The following is a 16,827-nucleotide window of genomic DNA, read 5'->3' as shown; positions in this document are numbered from 1 at the left end:
CCAGGCTAATTATTGTAAATGCTTTAAAATAATTTTTATTTTTTTTTGGAGCGCAGATGCTGTACAATGATTAATTGTTCGTCCTGCTTTACATTACAAGTCCTCTCCCGATGAAAAACCGGGATTGCGGGCTTTTCATTTCAATCAGGGCTAAGGGGATTGGTCTGCGGCACGGAGATCCTGCATGGTTGCCAGATATTTTTCTTTTAGCGAAAAATGAAACGATCCTATGGAACGACACAAAAAATAAAATATTATTTTTTTTCTACCTGGTAAGCGTCCCGATGGGACGCCTTATCTAACGATAGTTGAACCGGCTAAATAATATTGGCAGATGGAACGTAAAGTTTTATAACACAGAGCGTCCCATCGGGACGATTCCCGGATAGTAGCCAATTATGATCGGCGTTTACGTTCCGTAGGAACGTTTGGTGTAATCAGGCGGTGGCACGGAAACCCTTCATAGTAGCAGGAACTGTTGTAATCTAAACCCGACTTAGTGGATGCTCCCGATTTTTCATCGGAGCAGGAACGATGGCGGGAGAGCACCCAACCCAAGCACCATTGCATTTGCTTTCCAAAAAAAAGAAGTAAATCACATTTGTAACGCTCTTTTATCAGCCTTGCTAAAATGATTTATCCTCTCTAAAACGCAAACAAAAAAACTGTTCGCTACAAACTAAAAATAATTACTTATTTTTGTGGTTCAATTATGCAGCAGATAAAAACATCATTCGATTTTGAAAAACCTATTGCCGATTTAGTTCAGCAGATAGAAAAGGTTAAGCAAGTTGCCGAAAAAACCAAGGTAGATATGTCTGCCACGTTAGACGAGCTTGATGGTAAATTAAATGAAACTACCAATAACTTATATAAAAATTTAACCGGTTGGAACAAGGTTCAGATGAGCCGTCACCCTGATCGTCCGCAAACCCTCGATTATATTAACATGATTTGTGATGATTTCATCGAAATGCATGGCGATAGAACGGTAAAGGATGATAAGGCGATTATTGGTGGTTTTGCTTCCATTAACGGTCAAACGGTTATGGTTATTGGTCACCAGAAAGGTAAAAATACCAAAGAGCGTCAGTTCCGTAATTTTGGGATGGCTAACCCTGAAGGTTACCGTAAAGCGTTACGTTTAATGCGTTTGGCAGAGAAATTTAATAAACCTGTGGTTTCTTTTATCGATACAATGGGCGCTTACCCGGGTTTAGAGGCAGAAGAACGTGGACAAGGTGAAGCGATTGCCAGAAACCTGTTGGAAATGTCGGTATTGCGTGTGCCAATCATTTGTATTGTTGTTGGCGAAGGTGCCTCTGGTGGTGCTTTGGGTATTGGTATCGGCGATAAAGTGTATATGCTGGAGCATACCTGGTATTCGGTTATCTCTCCTGAATCGTGCTCATCTATCTTATGGAGAAGCTGGGATTTTAAAGAGAAAGCCGCAGAATGCCTTAAGTTAACCTCTGACGATATGTTTGGCAATAAACTGATTGATGGCATTATCCCTGAGCCGCTTGGTGGTGCACACCAGGATCCGGAATTGATGGGCAAAACGTTGAAAGAGTATATTGTTAAAGATTTAACCGCTCTTGGTAAATTAAAAACCGATAAACTGATCGAACAAAGAATTGACAAATTCTGTGCGATGGGCGTTGTAAACGAATAATCATTTTAAAAATAAAATTGGAAATCCTGTTCGGTAATGCTGAACAGGATTTTTTTGTGGGTTGCTCACGCTCGCTTCTAACGAGCGTGTAAATAGGATTCCGTATTTTACGGTTTAATTAATGGGCTATCTGTTTTACGATAAAATCGTAAGGCTATTGCTGCACTCGTTAGAAACGAGCGCAAGCATTTATCAAGCTTGCTCTCGTTAGAAACGAGCGCAAGCGCAATAGGTTTGGACAATAAAAAAGCAGCTACAAATTAATGCAGCTGCTTTATAATCTATTTCAATATCCGCTTATTGCTGCGGACCCTGTTGCGGGAAGAAAGCTGATAAACGGCTCTCTAAAGCATTAAATGTTTTCTGTAGTTTATCACTCAGTTTATCCTGACCAGCAGCTTTACTGGTTTTAATCATCCTATCCAGGTAATATAAACCAGTTTGAATATTCTGCGATCCGGTTAAACCTTTCGATTGAGAAATATCAGCTAAGTAGGTTAATTCTTTGTTGATATACTCTCCGGATTTATCCATGATATCATTCGCTCTTGCCGTTTCGCCCAATTTATATAAGTTTTCGGCCATGTAGAATTTCACTACAACAGTACGGATACCGAAGAATTTATCAGTTGGCATTACCGCAAAATATTTGTCTACAACTTTTTTCGCTTCATCAGTTTTACCATCTTTAATCAGGCTGCCGGTTAAGCTGCTGAAAATGTTGGTGAAGATAAAAGTATCATCAGATGATTGTGGATCTAAGTATTTGGCAGTTTTCATATTGCCCCATTTAAACTTGGTCATCACATTATTGTACATCGCAGGCGTATTTAACTGCTCTGGTCTCTCTTCTGACGCTGTTGTATCAGCTTTTAACGGCAATAAACGCAAGGCTAAACCTTCGCTGTACAAATATTTATCTAAACCATTATATTGCTCAGAAGGCACGGTAGATGCGAAATAAATAGGACGTTTCCAGTTATTGTGGGCAAGGATATCGAACATGGCCAACGTACCTTTGGTTACATAACCTTTGTTAAACTTCCAGTCCATTTCTGTTGCTATTTTCGAAGCATCAGCTGCCGGCACCGTTCCTGTGCTCACCACTTGTTGCGGATCTATTGTAATTTTTAGATTTTTAGTCGGCAGGAAGTTCGATTTTGTTCCATCCTGCATCGGTACCTTATCACTATCGTCGTTTGATAACAATAAATCAACTACGTTTTTAAGTTCGATACTGCCTGCAATTTTATAATCATCGTACGGCATTACATCCCTTTCGCCCTGTACATACTGCTCAGGTTTCATGGTGATAGGCAATGGTGCCGACTCGTTTTGTTTTTGTCTTAAACCATTGATGTACCAATCCGTATCGAACAAACTTAAGTTTACAATACGCACATCCGGACGTACATTTTCAACCTCCTGGATATACCAAAGCGGGTAAGTATCGTTATCACCATAGGTAAATAAGATGGCGTTTGGCGCACAAGATTGAAGATAATCCAATGCAATATCATGTGGAACCAGTTTGGTAGAACGATCGTGGTCATCCCAGCCCTGCTCAGCCATAATTACCGGAGCGGCCAGTAAACCGATTACCGTGGCACCAATGGCACCCGTGGTTGGGGTTAATTTTTTAAATAACCATTCCTTTATGGCGAGCGCCCCAAGACCGATCCATATGGCAAAGGCATAGAACGAACCTACATATGCATAATCCCTTTCGCGTGGCTCTAATGGTTTCTGATTTAAATACAATACAATCGCAATACCGGTAAAGAAGAACAATAAAGCCACCACACCAGCATCTTTCTGGTTGCGTTTGAAATGCCAAAGCGCACCGATTATTCCCATAATTAATGGTAAAAAGAAGAAGCGGTTATAAGCTTTATTATCAAAAGTTGAAGGCGGTAAGTGACTTTGATCGCCCCTCAACATAGTATCAATTGGTTTAATACCGCTGATCCATTCCCCTTCAAAACCACTTCCCTGACCTTGCTCATCGTTCTGGCGACCAACAAAATTCCAGAAGAAATAACGCATGTACATGTAACCGATCTGGTAACTGGCCAAAAAGCCCACATTATCAACCAGGTTAGGGTTTTTTGAATCATCCAGGTGCATCCATTCTTTGTAAAAACTTGCATGCCTTGCATCATCGCTGTACATACGTGGCAGTAACGTATTGTTGTTGTACTCGTAGTCGGTTTTTTTACCCGCTACTTCGTATTTGTCTTTACCTTTTCTCCAGATGGTTTTTCCTTCCGTTACCCCTGTTCTTTCAGAGTTATAATTTGGTCCGTAAGCCAGTGGCCTGTCGCCATATTGTTCGCGGTTTAAGTAGCTAAGAAAAGAGAAAGCATCTTTAGGAGCACTGTTATTTAAGTTTGGATCTGCCTTCGCACGGATGATGATCATCGAGAAAGATGCATAACCGAAAATGATTAATACCACAGAAAGTAAACCTAAATTCAATAATTTCTTTTGGTGTTTAATCGAATAACGGATGCCCCAAACCATTCCACCTATTAATAATATAGCGAAAAATAAAACTCCGGTTCCAAAACCTAAACCTAAAGTATTTACAAAGAAAAGATCGAAATAAGCACCGAACGAAACCAGGTATTGGATAATTCCATATTGAATTACCGCTAAAATTAAGATACCAACAATAAGTGTTTTGAAAATCCCTGCTGTTGTTGCCTTATCTGTTCTTTTAAAGTAATAGATAAAAGCAAGCGCGGGAATAGTTAATAAGTTTAACAAGTGGATACCGATTGATAAACCCATGATATAGGCAATAAACAATAACCAGCGATCGGCACGTGGCTCATCGGCATGTGCTTCCCATTTAAGGATGGCCCAGAAAACGATAGCAGTAAATAACGACGATTGCGCATAAACCTCTGATTCTACAGCCGAGAACCAGAAACTATCAGAAAAAGTATAAGCTAAAGCACCAACGGCACCGGCACCCATAATGCTGATCAGTTTGCCTGTAGTCAGTTCTTCGCCAGCTTTTAATATTGTTTTTTTAGCCAGTGCAGTGATTGTCCAAAATAAGAATAAGATAGTCGCTCCGCTTGAAACAGCCGAACCCACGTTCATCCAGTAAGCAATTTTGGTTAAATCTCCTGTTGCGAAAATAGAGAAGAAACGCTGGATCATTAAGAATAAAGGTGCACCCGGCTGGTGTACAACCTGCATCCTGAATGCCGATGCGATAAATTCGCCGCAGTCCCAGAAACTTGCAGAAGGCTCTAAGGTTAAAACGTAAGTTAGTGTAGCAATTAAAAAGCAGATCCAGCCTACTATATTATTAACTTTTGAATAATTCATTGGTTTGTTTAATGATATTAAAAATTGTTTTCACATAAAAATGCTGCCGAAATTAACTATTCTAGTCGATAAAACAGGTAAATTTTTAGATTGATTTAACAATTTTTAACGGCCTAAGCCAGTTAACATAAAGGATTTAAAGCGATTTGGAAAATAAAGACCCATAAGCAAAAATCTTAAAATCTGCCTATGGGTTAAAATTTAGAATGTTTTTGAGTTAACCGTTTGCATAAGGTGCGAAACGCGCAAACAAATCATTATATTGTTTTTCGAGGCTTTTGCTCAACCCGGCTTGCTTAAATACCTCTGTTAATTTTACCATCTGACCTAAATAACCAAGGTAAAAACGTACGTCCTGCTCAGAAGTTAACTGGTTTTTACTTTCCGAAACATCGGCTAGGTGGGTCAGTTCTTTCCCAACATAATCAGCTGTTTTTTTAATCATTGCATTGGCATGGTTTAAGTCGTTTAAGCGGTATAGACTTTCGGTAAAATAATAGGTGCTCATTACCTGGCGCATGCTGTAAAATTTAGCTGGGATTACTTCAAGGTATTTATCTGCCACTTTTTTACTTTCCGCCATCTTACCTTCGTTGATCATGCCGTTTAACAAACCGTTAAACATATTCGAGAGCATGGTTACATCATCAGCCGATTGCCTGTCTAAATGGTTGGCATTTTTAATGTTGCCATAACCATAAACATTCATGAGGTTATTGTACAGAGGTTTAATATTAATGCGTTCATAATCTTCCGTGATGGCTGTATCGGGTTTCAAAGGAAGCAGCCTTTTGTTCAAACCTTCCGAATAAAGGTATTTGTTCAATCCTAAATACTGCTCATCAGGCATGGCACCAGTAAAATAAATCGGCCGCTCCCAGTTATTGTGAACTAAAATATCAAATAAAGCAAGCGTTCCCTTGGTTACGTAATTTTGATTGAAAGTCCATTCCATACTATTTGCAATTTTCCCCGCATCTTCTTTGGGTACAGTACCGGTATCTAAAACCTGTTGCGGACTTACGGCAAGTTTCAGGTTTTTAGTCGGCAATACATTGTACTTGGAACCATCGTTCATGGTTACCTTATCATCGTCATTATCGGAGAGGAGAATATCTAAAATCTGCTGTAATTCAACGCGTTGGGCAATTTTATAATCCTGATAATACATAATGTCTCTCGTACCCTCAACATATTGTTCAGGTTTTAAGGTGATGGGCAATGGAGCTGATTCGTTTTGCTTTTTCCGCATGCCATCAATGTACCAATCGGCAGTAAATAGGCTCAGGTTTACCACGCGTACGTCCGGACGCACATTTTCTACCTCCTGCGCATACCAAACCGGATAGGTGTCGTTATCACCATAAGTGAATAAAATGGCGTTGGGCGCACATGATTTTAGGTAATTTACCGACATATCTCTGGCTACATGACTTTGAGAACGATCGTGATCATCCCAGCCCTGGTTGGCCATTATTATTGGCGCACCAAATAATGCAATAACCGATGCAAAAATACCCGCCCGTGCCGGTGTTAAATTTCTAAACACCCATTCCTTCAATCCGAATACACCTAAGCCAATCCATATCGCAAAGGCGTAAAATGAGCCTACATAGGCATAATCCCTTTCGCGGGGCTCAATAGGAACAGAATTTAAGTAAACAACAATCGCAATTCCGGTAAAAATGAATAACAAACCGATAATGCCGGCATCTTTCTGGTTGCGTTTAAAATGCCAAACGGCTCCGATGAGGCCGATAATTAAAGGTAAAAAGAAAAACCTGTTATAAGCTTTGTTCTCCACAATAGAGGGGGGAAGGTTTTTTTGACTGCCCAATATGATCGCATCAACCGGTTTAATGCCGCTAAGCCAGTTGCCGTCTTTTCCGCCAAATTGCCCGTCTTCATTGTCCTGCCTTCCAACAAAATTCCACATAAAATAACGCATATACATTTGTCCGGCCTGGAAAGAGAACAGATATTTTAAATTATCTGCCAGCGTAGGTTTATGTTCCTCATCAAAACCCATATAGTTTTTATAAAACCGTACATGCTCGGGTTTATCGCTGTACATCCTTGGCATTAAAGTTTTATCGGCAAAAACATAGGCCGATTTTGTTCCGGCAGATTCATATTTTTTATCCCCTTTGCGGAAGATTTTACCTGTTTCCTTAATGTCGGTTTTTTCTGAATTGTAATTCTCGCCATAAAGTAAAGGCCTGTCGCCATATTGGTCGCGGCCTAAATACCTCGAAAGTGAGAATACATTATCTACATTGTAATTGTTGAGATTGGGTTTGGCCTGCGCCCTGATTACCAACAGTGCAAAAGAGCTGTAACCGAACAAAAGCAATACGGTGAATAGCAAAATCAGGTTTAAAGCCCTTTTATTTTTAAGGATAGAATAACGGATACCATAAACTAAGCCTCCGATTAATAAAACAGCAAAAAATAATATTCCTGTGCCGAAACCCAGGTTCATGGTGTTTACAAAAAAGTAATCGAAACTCGCGGCAAGCGATACTACATATTGAATAATGCCAAATTGCACCACCGCTAAAGCTGCAACAGAAACAAAAAATATTTTTACAATGCTTTGCCAGGTAGGGCTTGGGTTCTTTTTAAAATAATAAACAAATATTAATGCAGGGATGGTAAGCAGGTTTAAAATATGCACACCGATAGAAAGCCCCATAATATAAGCTACAAAAAGTAACCACCGGTCTGCTTTTGGTTCATCGGCCTGCGATTCCCATTTTAAGATGCCCCAAAATACAATAGCACTGCAAAGCGACGACATGGCGTAAACCTCAGCCTCTACCGCCGAAAACCAGAAGCTATCAGAAAAGGCATAAGCCAGCGCACCAACCACACCTGCACCCATAATGCCGATGATCTGTTGCTTGCTGATTTCTTCGCCTTTTTTAACCACTGTTTTCTTCGCCAGGGCAGTAATGGTCCAGAATAAAAACAAAATAGTACCCGCACTGGCAAGTGCCGAAGCAATATTTACGAAGTAGGCTACTTTGGTTTTATCGCCAAATGCCAATGTTGAGAATAATCTTTGGATCATGGAGACGATAGGGGCGCCAGGCTGGTGCACTACCTCCATTCGGAAGGCTGAGGAGATAAATTCGCCACAGTCCCAGAAACTTACGGATTGATCTAAAGTTAAAATGTACGTGAGTGCGGCAACGGTAAAACACAGCCAGCCTCCAATGGTGTTGATCCTTGAGTAATTCATAGTAAAAATTTAGTCTTTGATAATAAATGATTTAAGTGGTTCGCAGTAAAAAAAGTCGTAGAAAAAAATAAAATGTTGCATCAGATATGATCATTTTTTTATCTTTGCATCGCAAACAAAGAACAGCAGGAAAGAAATTAAAAATATTTTAAAATCACTCTTGCATAATTAAAATAAGGTTCCTACATTTGCATTCCCTTTCGAGGAGAATATCCTTGATAAATTTTGTCCGATAGTATAAGGGTAGTACAACGGTTTTTGGTACCGTTTGTCTTGGTTCGAATCCAGGTCGGACAACAGAAATTTAACGTCGGATCATGTTTAAATCTACATGATCCGATTTTTTTTAACCGTAAACTACACACGGACCATGCCATTGCAGTTTAACCCGGTAAAACTTTTTTCCGGAACAGGTTCTAAGGGATTATCACTGAAAATTGCCGAACACTACGGCAAGCCACTTGGTAGCGTAACCATCCACAAATTTAGCGATGGAGAGTTTCAACCTTCCTTTGATGAGTCGATCCGTGGTAGCGATGTTTTTCTAATCCAGTCTACTTATCAGCCCAGCGATAACTTAATGGAACTTTTGCTAATGGTTGATGCCGCTAAAAGAGCATCTGCACATTACATTACAGCAGTGGTTCCTTATTATGGTTTGGCCCGTCAGGACAGAAAAGACAAACCGCGTGTAGCAATCGGCGCCAAACTGGTGGCCAATTTATTAAAGTCGGCAGGTATTCACCGCATCATGACGATGGATTTACATGCTGCACAGATACAGGGTTTCTTCGATATTCCGGTTGATCACTTAGATGGATCGGTAATTTTTGTTCCCTATATCAAAAGCTTAGGCTTAAAAAACTTAACCATTGCATCGCCAGATATGGGCGGTTCGTACAGGGCGCGTACTTTTGCCAAGTTTTTTAATGCAGAGGTAATTATTTGCGATAAACGCCGTAAACGTGCCAACGAAATTGAATCAATGTCGATTATTGGTGATGTTACCGGACAGGATGTAGTATTGATAGATGATATCTGCGATACTGCCGGAACCTTATCAAAAGCTGCTGCCCTGATTATGGAAAATGGTGCTGCAAGTGTAAGAGCCGTTTGTACACATGCCGTATTATCAGGCAAAGCAATAGAAACCGTAGAAAATTCGGTGTTAACTGAGCTGATAGTAACCGATACAATCCCGTTAAAACAGGAAAGTTCGAAAATAAGGGTTTTAAGTACCGCAAGTTTATTTGCAAGGGCAATTGCCAATGTAAATGAGCATGGATCAATTAGCGATCTGTTTAGGGTATAGTTGGGTTAACTGTAGAAACTGGTTAATCGGTTAATTGTAGATTTATTTTCAGTTAACCAATTTGAACAATTAACCAGTTAAACATAAAAAAGAGTTTAAATAAGGTTGAAGGTAAAAAGTTAAAGGCTTAAAGTCTTGATACTCGATACTTAATACTTACTACTAATAATTAAATAAATAAAAAAATGAAAACAATCGCAATTAGCGGTTCTCCAAGAGAGAACGTAGGGAAACGCGATGCCAAGGAACTTCGTTACGAAGGTAAAGTTCCGGCGGTATTGTATGGTGGAAAAGAGCAACAACACTTAGCTGTGGTTATTGCTGATTTAAGAGATGTTATTTATACCCCGGAAGTTAATTTTGTGGAAATCGATGTAAACGGTACTAAAACTAAAGCTATCGTTAAAGATACTCAGTTTCACCCACTTACCGACGTATTAATGCACATCGATTTTCTTCAGTTATTCGACGAGAAAGAAATCGTTATGGAGATCCCGGTTAAATTAACAGGAACTTCTCCAGGTGTTAAAATGGGGGGTAAATTAATCCAGAAATTACGTAAACTACGTGTTAAAGCATTACCAGCTGATATGCCACAAAACGTAGAAGTAAGCTTAGAAAAATTAGAAGTAGGTAGCTTGTTCCGTGTTCGCGATCTTCAAGGTCAGAAATATGTGATCACTAACACTCCTGAAGATACTATCGTTTCTGTTGCAATGTCTAGAGCATTAAAACAAGCAGAAACTGAAGCTGCTAAAGGTAAAAAATAGTACACTGATATCACAGATTAATGTGATTACACAGATTTTAAAAGCGGTACAAAAGCAATTTTGTGCCGCTTTTTTTATTTATATGAGATTAAATCCGCTAATCGCCCCGCCATTCATTAAAAACTGTTTGAAAATGAATGAATTAAATTCGTGGTACGAACTCCCGACTTCGGACTCCTGACTTCGGACCTTTTTTTTATCTTTGCCCCATGAAATATCTTATAGTTGGCTTGGGGAATATCGGACCGGATTATGCACATACCCGACATAATATTGGTTTTGATATTGCCGATGAACTGGTTAAAGGTTTAGGTGGTAGTTTTGATAATATCCGCCTCGCATATTATTCGGAAGTGAGCTTTAAAGGTAAAAAACTGCATGTAATTAAGCCAACAACCTTTATGAACCTGAGCGGTAAGGCGGTTAACTATTGGATGAAAGAGCTGAAAATTGCGCCTGAGAACGTGCTGGTAATAGTAGATGACCTTGCTTTGCCATTGGGTAAGTTAAGATTGAAATTACAAGGCTCGAGTGCAGGCCACAATGGTTTAAAAAGCATTGAAGAAGTTTGCGGAGGACAAAATTATGCACGCCTACGTTTCGGCATCGGTAACGATTACCCGAAAGGACGACAGGTAGATTTTGTTTTAGGCTTATTTGATACAAACGAACAATTGGAACTGCCTGCTTTAATTGATAAAAGTGTAGAACTGATTAAAAGTTTCGTTACCATCGGGCCAGCGCATACTATGACGGCTTTTAATAAATAAGGTTGGTTAATCGGTTAACTGTTTAAATTGGTTAATTGTTCACGCTGTCATCCTGAGCTTAGCGGAGGATCTTTTCTCTGCATCATGCAGCCCTTATAGCATTACTGGCAGTGCCACCTAAACCCGATCGCAGTAGTTCCGATGCTTATCAATAAATTATGGTACCAGATTAATCAGCATCGGAAAAAACGGAGAGTGGGACTGCAGCAAACTAAATGCATCTGCACCTGATTTCCAAAAAAAGATGTTCTTTTTTGTGAGCCACCAAACATGGAATAGCACTCTAATCCATGGTCTGTGTCCTCACAGGGCATTGAAGACAATTTTTCTGCATCTTGCAACCCAAAATAGCATTACTATCCCTGCCACCTAAACCCGATCGCAGTGGTTCCGATGCTTATCAATAAATTACGGTACCAGATCAATCAGCATCGGAAAAAACGGAGAGCGGGACTGCAGCAAACTAAATGCATCTGCACCTGATTTCGAAAAAAAAAATGTTCTTCTTTTGTGAGCCACCAAACATAGAATGACACTCTAATCCATGGTCTGTGTCCTCACAGAGCATTTGAAGACAATTCTTCTGCATCCTGCAACCCAAAATAGCATTACTATCCCTGCCACCTAAACCCGATCGCAGTGGTTCCGATGCTTATCGATAAATTACGTTACCAGATTAATCATCGGAAAAAACGAAGAGCGGGACTGTAGCAAACTAAACGCATCTGCACGTGATTTCCAAAAAAAAACGGATGTTCTTAGTTGTCGTCATCTCGAGACTGAAGCGAAGTCCAGAATGTTCGGGAGAGAGATCTATCTTGACAGATTTAGCTCCGCTGAGCAATACGTGGTTCTCTACTTCGTTGCACTCCTATCGAAATTACGGATTCTGATAGCGTATCATTATCAGTAAATCCGAGATAACGAAAAGCCACTAAACAAAAAAAGACCATCTTTCGATGATCTTTTAATAAATATAGTTAGTTAATGATTATTTAACTTTTTCCTGAGCCCTTGCTATGTAAGCATCAATTAATTGCGCTTCTGCACTCTCCGGATATTGTGTTTTTACTTTAGTATAGGCTTCAACAGCGCCTTTAAAATCATTTTGACTTTCATTAACCAATCCTAATTTTTTTAAGAACATTGGCGAAGTAAATTTACTGGCTTTATCTGCTGCTTTTTTATAATAAGTTGCTGCTTGTTTAAAATCTTTCAATTCGCTGTAAGCATCACCCAATAAACCTAAAGCCAATGGATCTGCAACAGGACTACCTGTAGCGCTATATTTACTTAACGATTCGATCGCTTGTTTGTATTCGCCTTTACGTAAATAGATACCGCCTAAATAAAGGTTGGCTAAGTTTGCCGATTTGGTGTTATCGTATTCTTTTGCAATCTGCTCTAAGCCCGGGTAACCACCTTCGCCTTTTACTGCTTTGTTTGATAGTGAATCTACCCCAACAAATTGCTCTGCTTTGTACATTTTGCTGGCGGCTTCTTCAGCACGACCTTTTAAATACACGCCTTGATACCAAAGATATATTAAAACTAATAAAACTACAGCACCTGCAATAAACAGTAAGCTCTTATTATTCTCTTGTAAAAATGAACCTTTTTTAGTTGGTTGAATTGTCTGGTTATCTGTTGTAGACATGTTTGTTTAAAAAATTTAAGATTGCAAAAATACATTTTTCAATCAAAGTATCAATCTTTATTTTGAAGTATTTAATTAAACATTAGTTATTTAGGATAGGAAAGATTAAAATACCTTCAACAATTAACGCAGCAGGCTAATTAAGGTATTAAACCAGGTTTGGTTGTCGCTAAAAATCCCCGTATGGTTAATTACGAGGTACACGGTTTGGCTTTCGGAACGGCTAATGGTCGACCGGATCCTGATTGGTTGCCAGAACAAACCGAAGTTTTTTGCAGATGAGGCCGGGAAAACATCATCAAAGCCCATGTAAACTTCTTCTATATGGGATAATGGAAGTTCCAGTTGCTCATCGCCGGTAATAAAAAGACCATTTGATGCCAACAGGATATTACCTTCATGATTATGAAGCGGTTTTAAAAACGAGAATAAACCGGCAATTTTTTTGATCCAGCCTGAACTTTTTTCATTGGTCAGTTCGTGGTCGTAAGACCAGAGAACATTTCCCTCTAACATTTTTTGTGCTACCATCTAAATTTTTTCCTTGCTATGAAAGTACAATTTTTTTAAATGTAATTAACGTTAATTTTAAACAATGGATGTTAAGAGGTTAAAAAACGGTAAATTTGTGACATATTTATGTGGTTGAAAAACATTACCCTTCTAAATTTTAAGAACTATAGCGATGCAGATCTCCATTTCTCGGAAACTGTGAACGTTTTTACGGGTAACAACGGTTCGGGCAAAACCAATATGCTCGATGCCATCCATTACCTCTGTCTATGTAAAAGTTACTTTAACCCGATCGATAGTCAGCAGATAAAAACCAGCGAAGAGGTTTTTATGATCCAGGGTGATTTTGACCGCAACGAAAAAAACGAAAAAATCTCCTGTGGGGTAAAACGCAACCAGAAAAAACAGTTTAAACGAAATAAAAAGGAATACGATAAACTGGCCGATCATATCGGACTTTTCCCGGTGGTAATGGTTTCGCCTTATGATGTAAATCTGATTATGGAAGGGAGTGAGGAGCGGAGGAAGTTTATCGATAACGTAATTTCGCAAACCGATGCACATTACCTCGATCAGCTGATTACCTATAACCGCATCCTGTTAAACCGCAACGCTTTTTTAAAGCAGATTGCCCTTACCCGAAAATACGACCCAACCCTGCTCGAAATTTTAGATGAGCAACTGATTATTGCCGGGAATAAAATTTTTGCCATCCGTAAAGCTTTTATGGATGAATTTATTCCGTTGTTTAATCAGTATTATATCTACCTTACCGAAAATAAGGAAATTGTTGAGCTGAATTACCAGTCGCAGTTAAATGACGCTACTTTCGAAGAGCTGTTGAAAAAATCGGTAGAGAAAGACCGTGTATTGGAACGGACCACAACCGGGATCCATAAAGACGAACTCGCTTTTGTAATCAGCGATATGCCTTTAAAGAAGTTTGGTTCGCAGGGACAGCAGAAATCATTTCTAATTGCTTTAAAAATTGCCCAGTATGCTTACCTCGCGAGAAACAAAGGCTTTAAACCGCTGCTGTTACTGGATGATATTTTTGATAAACTAGACGATCACCGCGTTCAAAAACTGATGCAAATGGTTTCCCACCATGATTTTGGGCAGATATTTATTACAGATACCGGAAAAGAAAGGGTAAAATCAATTTTCGAAAAAATAGAAGTTGATGTAACTTTGTTTGAAGTTGATAACGGAACCATAGAAAATGCGTAAACCCAATGATGTTACCGTAAAAGATGCCATCAGCAAAATGCTGGATGTGTATCGTTTGCGCCGTAAATTTGATGAAACATCTATCTTGTCTATCTGGCCGGAGATTATGGGCACCGCCATAGCTAACCGGACGAAACAGATTTATATCCACGATAAAAAACTGTTTTTGCGCATAGAATCATCAGTAATCAAAAACGAACTGATTATGGTGCGCCAGGGCATTATTCAAAAGCTGAATGAGCATGCCGGGAGCGAGGTAATTACCGAAATGATATTTTTATAGGCAAAATAAAAAGGACATCAGTTTAAAACTCATGCCCTTTATATTTTAATGGGAATTAAACTCCCGACTAAGGATTGTAGACTCAGGATTAACTCCTTCCTCCGCCGAATATTTTGGATAAAATCCAGATTACCAGCGCAACCACTACTACAACTACAATTACGCCCACCCAAACGCCGGCTTTAAATATACCTTCTACTAGTTCACAACTACTTAAGGTAGTGCATAAAAATGCGATCAGTGCTAAAGGGAATGCTTTTTTCATATCTATGTTAATTTGTAATAGCTAACATCGAATATTAAAGAAAGTTTTAATTGTGGGGTTATTTAGCTCAATTCTAAAGAGATTTTTTGTGGTTAGGGGTTAACAACTAATCGACTCGGCAGATTTGCTTACTTCATTGCACTTCGCCCGAAATGACGGACAAAGGATTATTCAAAAAAAAAAATCGTCATCTCGACTATAACGTCCCGAATATTCGGGAGAGAGATCTGCCTGGATAGATTTCTCAACTTCGTTGCACTTCGCTCGAAATGACGAATAGAGTTTATTTTCCGTTAACCTTTAACAGCTCAACTTCGAAAATTAAAGTGCTGTAGGGTGGAATATCCGCCCCTGCACCGCGCTCGCCGTAAGCCAGGTTGTAAGGGATGAAAAATTTGTATTTAGAACCAGCCGGCATCAATTGTACGCCTTCTGTCCAGCCTTTAATTACCTGGTTTAAAGGGAAAGAAATCGGTTCGCCTCTGTCGTAAGAGCTGTCAAATTGTTTTCCGTTTAACAATGTGCCTTTGTAGTGTACCAATACCGAATCGGTAGCCTGTGGTTTAACGCCTGTACCAGCGGTTAAAACTTCATACTGTAAACCACTTGCAGTTGTTTGTACACCTGCACGTTTTTTGTTTTGTTCTAAGAAATCCTGTCCTTCTTTCATAATTGGTGCGTATTTAATTTTATTTGCTTCAGCTTCCGCTTTGTTTTTTACTGATGATGCCTTAGATAACGCTTCGTTGATGCATTGTTGTGCCTGTTGCTGAGTTAAAATTACCTTGCCACCTGTAAAAGCATCTTTTAAGCCTTTCAATAATACATCGTAATTTAAGGTAGATAAACCGGTTGTTTTTAAACCTGTACCGATAGAGGTACCAAAGGCATAACTGGTAGAATCCAGGGACGATTGTAAGCCAGCAGCTTTAACTGTTGATGTTTTGGTGGCTGTGGCCGGTTTTTTGGCAACAGGTTTTTTTGCTGCTGTTTTGGTTTGTGCGTAAGAGGCAACAGCGATACCCGATAAACATACCGCTAAGAAAATTCTTTTCATTATTTATTTTATAGTGTTGATTATTTTTAAGGCCGAAAGATACAAAATAGATAAAACAATAAAACCCCGAAATTTCGGGGTTTTAAATAAATATTGTGTTGGTGAAAATTAGAAACGCTCGTCTGCCTTGAAGAAGAAGTTACCTTCAATTTCTGCATTCTCGTCAGAATCTGAACCGTGAACGGCATTTGCATCGATAGATTTTGCATATTTCTGACGGATAGTTCCTTCTGCAGCTTCGGCAGGGTTAGTAGCACCGATCAGTTTTCTGAAATCTTCAATCGCATTGTCTTTTTCTAAAATAGCTGCAACAATTGGTCCTGAAGACATGAAGCTTACTAAATCTTTGTAAAACGGACGCTCAGCGTGTACTGCATAAAACTGACCAGCAGTTTCGTCGGTAAGTTTAGTATATTTTAATGCAATGATTTTAAAACCTGCATTGGTAATGTCGTTAATGATCGATCCGATGTGGCCGTTTGCTACTGCATCTGGCTTAATCATGGTAAAAGTTCTGTTAGTGCTCATTGTGCTTTTGATATCAAATTTTTTGCAAAAATACGTTTTAATTGATGAATAATCAATAACCATCAATTCAGGAAGGTAAAAATGCATTAAATCGTTAATCAGGCACGATAATTCAGGTTTTTAGCCACCGGCTGTCTGTGGTAAAATATACCAAATCGCCTAACTTAATCATGTTGCCCCA

Annotated in this window: 13 protein-coding genes; 6 read left to right on the top strand and 7 right to left on the bottom strand. The window is 39.2% G+C overall.

Annotated features, from left to right (window positions below):
* Positions 1-712: 712 nt before the first annotated feature.
* Positions 713-1,675: an acetyl-CoA carboxylase carboxyltransferase subunit alpha gene (locus tag ABD769_RS22095; RefSeq protein WP_344853525.1), complete on the top strand. Its 963-nt coding sequence runs from the start codon at positions 713-715 to the stop codon at positions 1,673-1,675.
* Positions 1,676-1,972: 297 nt separating this feature from the next.
* On the opposite strand, the gene ABD769_RS22090 is transcribed toward ABD769_RS22095, so the two are convergent.
* Both ABD769_RS22090 and ABD769_RS22085 read right to left on the bottom strand, forming a co-directional pair.
* Complete coding sequence (locus ABD769_RS22090; protein ID WP_344853524.1) at positions 1,973-5,017, bottom strand: glycosyltransferase family 117 protein; 3,045 nt, start codon at positions 5,015-5,017, stop codon at positions 1,973-1,975.
* A gap of 217 nt (positions 5,018-5,234) precedes the next feature.
* A complete protein-coding gene (locus ABD769_RS22085) occupies positions 5,235-8,261 on the bottom strand; it encodes a glycosyltransferase family 117 protein (protein ID WP_344853523.1) in 3,027 nt (1,008 codons plus the stop codon).
* 370 nt (positions 8,262-8,631) lie between these two features.
* Between ABD769_RS22085 and ABD769_RS22080 the strand changes: the two genes are divergently transcribed.
* The 3 genes from ABD769_RS22080 (at position 8,632) to pth (ending at position 11,113) form a co-directional block, all read left to right on the top strand.
* A complete protein-coding gene (locus ABD769_RS22080; protein ID WP_344853538.1) occupies positions 8,632-9,573 on the top strand; it encodes a ribose-phosphate pyrophosphokinase in 942 nt (313 codons plus the stop codon).
* A 185-nt stretch (positions 9,574-9,758) separates the two neighbouring features.
* Positions 9,759-10,343: a 50S ribosomal protein L25/general stress protein Ctc gene (locus tag ABD769_RS22075; protein ID WP_344853522.1), complete on the top strand. Its 585-nt coding sequence runs from the start codon at positions 9,759-9,761 to the stop codon at positions 10,341-10,343.
* Positions 10,344-10,552: 209 nt separating this feature from the next.
* On the top strand, positions 10,553-11,113 hold the full coding sequence (gene pth / locus ABD769_RS22070; protein WP_344853521.1) for an aminoacyl-tRNA hydrolase: 561 nt from the start codon (positions 10,553-10,555) through the stop codon (positions 11,111-11,113).
* 991 nt (positions 11,114-12,104) lie between these two features.
* Here the strand turns inward: pth and ABD769_RS22065 are convergent.
* Together ABD769_RS22065 and ABD769_RS22060 are read right to left on the bottom strand one after the other, a co-directional pair.
* Positions 12,105-12,770, bottom strand: a complete 666-nt coding sequence (locus ABD769_RS22065) for a tetratricopeptide repeat protein (RefSeq protein WP_344853520.1) — start codon at positions 12,768-12,770, stop codon at positions 12,105-12,107.
* A 123-nt stretch (positions 12,771-12,893) separates the two neighbouring features.
* Positions 12,894-13,286: a hypothetical protein gene (locus tag ABD769_RS22060; RefSeq protein WP_344853519.1), complete on the bottom strand. Its 393-nt coding sequence runs from the start codon at positions 13,284-13,286 to the stop codon at positions 12,894-12,896.
* A gap of 123 nt (positions 13,287-13,409) precedes the next feature.
* Here ABD769_RS22060 and recF point away from each other — a divergent pair, with 123 nt between their 5' ends.
* A complete protein-coding gene (recF, locus tag ABD769_RS22055; protein WP_344853518.1) occupies positions 13,410-14,513 on the top strand; it encodes a DNA replication/repair protein RecF in 1,104 nt (367 codons plus the stop codon).
* The gene (locus ABD769_RS22050; RefSeq protein ID WP_344853517.1) at positions 14,506-14,796 is read left to right on the top strand and encodes a DciA family protein; all 291 of its coding nucleotides are present in this window, start codon (positions 14,506-14,508) and stop codon (positions 14,794-14,796) included. Before recF ends, ABD769_RS22050 begins: the two co-directional genes overlap by 8 nt.
* A gap of 88 nt (positions 14,797-14,884) precedes the next feature.
* On the opposite strand, the gene ABD769_RS22045 is transcribed toward ABD769_RS22050, so the two are convergent.
* The 3 genes from ABD769_RS22045 to ABD769_RS22035 form a co-directional block, all read right to left on the bottom strand.
* Entirely contained in the window at positions 14,885-15,061 is a 177-nt protein-coding gene (locus ABD769_RS22045) for a hypothetical protein (protein WP_315424920.1), read from the bottom strand.
* 283 nt (positions 15,062-15,344) lie between these two features.
* Positions 15,345-16,118, bottom strand: a complete 774-nt coding sequence (gene bamJ, locus ABD769_RS22040) for a BamJ family beta-barrel-assembly machinery protein (protein ID WP_344853516.1) — start codon at positions 16,116-16,118, stop codon at positions 15,345-15,347.
* A 108-nt stretch (positions 16,119-16,226) separates the two neighbouring features.
* Entirely contained in the window at positions 16,227-16,646 is a 420-nt protein-coding gene (locus ABD769_RS22035) for a nucleoside-diphosphate kinase (protein ID WP_025144153.1), read from the bottom strand.
* Positions 16,647-16,827 lie beyond the last annotated feature (181 nt).

The sequence above is a fragment of the Pedobacter jeongneungensis genome (genome assembly GCF_039538295.1).
In the GTDB taxonomy this organism is placed as follows: domain Bacteria; phylum Bacteroidota; class Bacteroidia; order Sphingobacteriales; family Sphingobacteriaceae; genus Pedobacter; species Pedobacter jeongneungensis.
This window is presented reverse-complemented; position numbering and strand designations above follow the sequence as displayed.

Excerpts from the sequence above, each read along its gene's own strand:
- ABD769_RS22095 (WP_344853525.1), top strand. The coding sequence starts at position 713 with ATGCAGCAGATAAAAACATCATTCGATTTTGAAAAACCTATTGCCGAT.
- ABD769_RS22090 (WP_344853524.1), bottom strand. The coding sequence starts at position 5,017 with ATGAATTATTCAAAAGTTAATAATATAGTAGGCTGGATCTGCTTTTTA.
- ABD769_RS22085 (WP_344853523.1), bottom strand. The coding sequence starts at position 8,261 with ATGAATTACTCAAGGATCAACACCATTGGAGGCTGGCTGTGTTTTACC.
- ABD769_RS22080 (WP_344853538.1), top strand. The coding sequence starts at position 8,632 with ATGCCATTGCAGTTTAACCCGGTAAAACTTTTTTCCGGAACAGGTTCT.
- ABD769_RS22075 (WP_344853522.1), top strand. The coding sequence starts at position 9,759 with ATGAAAACAATCGCAATTAGCGGTTCTCCAAGAGAGAACGTAGGGAAA.
- pth (WP_344853521.1), top strand. The coding sequence starts at position 10,553 with ATGAAATATCTTATAGTTGGCTTGGGGAATATCGGACCGGATTATGCA.
- ABD769_RS22065 (WP_344853520.1), bottom strand. The coding sequence starts at position 12,770 with ATGTCTACAACAGATAACCAGACAATTCAACCAACTAAAAAAGGTTCA.
- ABD769_RS22060 (WP_344853519.1), bottom strand. The coding sequence starts at position 13,286 with ATGTTAGAGGGAAATGTTCTCTGGTCTTACGACCACGAACTGACCAAT.
- recF (WP_344853518.1), top strand. The coding sequence starts at position 13,410 with ATGTGGTTGAAAAACATTACCCTTCTAAATTTTAAGAACTATAGCGAT.
- ABD769_RS22050 (WP_344853517.1), top strand. The coding sequence starts at position 14,506 with ATGCGTAAACCCAATGATGTTACCGTAAAAGATGCCATCAGCAAAATG.
- ABD769_RS22045 (WP_315424920.1), bottom strand. The coding sequence starts at position 15,061 with ATGAAAAAAGCATTCCCTTTAGCACTGATCGCATTTTTATGCACTACC.
- bamJ (WP_344853516.1), bottom strand. The coding sequence starts at position 16,118 with ATGAAAAGAATTTTCTTAGCGGTATGTTTATCGGGTATCGCTGTTGCC.
- ABD769_RS22035 (WP_025144153.1), bottom strand. The coding sequence starts at position 16,646 with ATGAGCACTAACAGAACTTTTACCATGATTAAGCCAGATGCAGTAGCA.